We start from the raw sequence: 1,319 nt of genomic DNA on the forward strand, positions 1-1,319 counted from the left end.
TCTGCTCAGGAGGTACACGCATGGCGTCCGTGGAGATGCCGGCCTTCATCCACAACATCCAGTGCGGTCGACTGCTGGAAGCGCTGCGCGGCGAACGCACTCAACGCGAAGTGGCAGCGGCATGCGGGTGGAGTCAGCCGACACAGGCTGAACTGGAACGCGGCCAGAAGAACTTCACGGCCGAACTCCTGGAGAAGCTTCGATCAGCCCTGGGTGGCGAAGCGTCGACATGGACCCGGATCGCGCACCACGCCGAACTCGGTGCGATCCAGCCGGCGAAGTCGGACATTCGCTGGAAGTCCAAGTCTGAGCCGATGCGCAAGCTCCTCGACATGGATCGAACCGCCAGCCTGACCCGCAGCAAGGCCAGCATGCTGATACCTGGTGTCCTGCAGACCAAAGAACTGATGCTCAACCTCATGACGCAGGCCGGTCTGGCCGCAGAGGAGATCGATCGCCTAGTCGACCTTCGCGTGCGCCGACAGCAGGTACTCACCGACGAGGCTCGGCGCTTCGAGTTCATCATCGACCAAGCGGCTCTGGCTCGGGTGAACCCCACTGCTGACACGACCGGAATGTGGGCGGGCCAACTCATGCGGCTCATCGAGGTCACGAAGCTGCCCAACGTGAGCCTCAGGTTCATACCGTTCAGCCACGGCTACTACGAAGGTCAGGAGACCGACTACCAGATCTCCACTTATCAAGCTGAACCCGCGTTGCACCTCGTCTACGCTGAAAGGTACGACGAGCAGGCGGTTCTTCACGATCCGAAGATCGTCAAGAGGTATCTGGATCTCTGGCACGCGCAGGAGAACATCGCGCTTGAGTCGGATCAGGCGCTGAGTTTCCTCTCGTTCCTGGGCGGACCGCTGTCGTCGTGACGTTTGGTGACGGCAACAGCGGAAGGAACGGCTCACGAGATGACCGAGCCATCAGCAAGCATCGATATCGACTTCGGGCCTTGGATCAGGTCCAGCTACAGCCAGCCGAAGGACAGCAACTGCGTCGAGGTCGGGTTCGGACCTCGCCAAGCAGGTGTGCGCGACTCCAAGGCACCGGACAAGGGCCGGCTCACCTTCGGATCAACCGCATGGAGCGAGTTCAGATGTTGGGTGAGCACCTGACCGCGGCCGCAAGCGAGCTGAGCTGTGACCTGACCGGCTTGGCCCGACCACGCTTCGGGCCAAGCCGGTTCTCACTGGTTGCCCAGCGCCGGGGACCAGGGTGACCAGGTGGCGTGGAAGACCGGAAGGCCGGCGTCGCGGAGTTCCCTGACGACGCGGGGATCGTCGTCCACGATCAGGACCACCTCGCGGTAG

At 62.5% G+C, this 1,319-nt stretch carries 2 protein-coding genes; both read left to right on the forward strand.

Annotated features, from left to right (window positions below):
• Window positions 1-20 precede the first annotated feature (20 nt).
• Window positions 21-881: a helix-turn-helix domain-containing protein gene (locus QSK25_RS45145; protein ID WP_285647862.1), complete on the forward strand. Its 861-nt coding sequence runs from the start codon at window positions 21-23 to the stop codon at window positions 879-881.
• Between the two features lie 39 nt (window positions 882-920).
• Window positions 921-1,124, forward strand: coding sequence for a DUF397 domain-containing protein (locus QSK25_RS45150; RefSeq protein WP_285647864.1), 204 nt, complete (start codon window positions 921-923; stop codon window positions 1,122-1,124).
• Window positions 1,125-1,319 lie beyond the last annotated feature (195 nt).

Source organism: Lentzea sp. NBRC 102530, assembly GCF_030269365.1.
Taxonomy (GTDB): Bacteria; Actinomycetota; Actinomycetes; order Mycobacteriales; family Pseudonocardiaceae; genus Lentzea.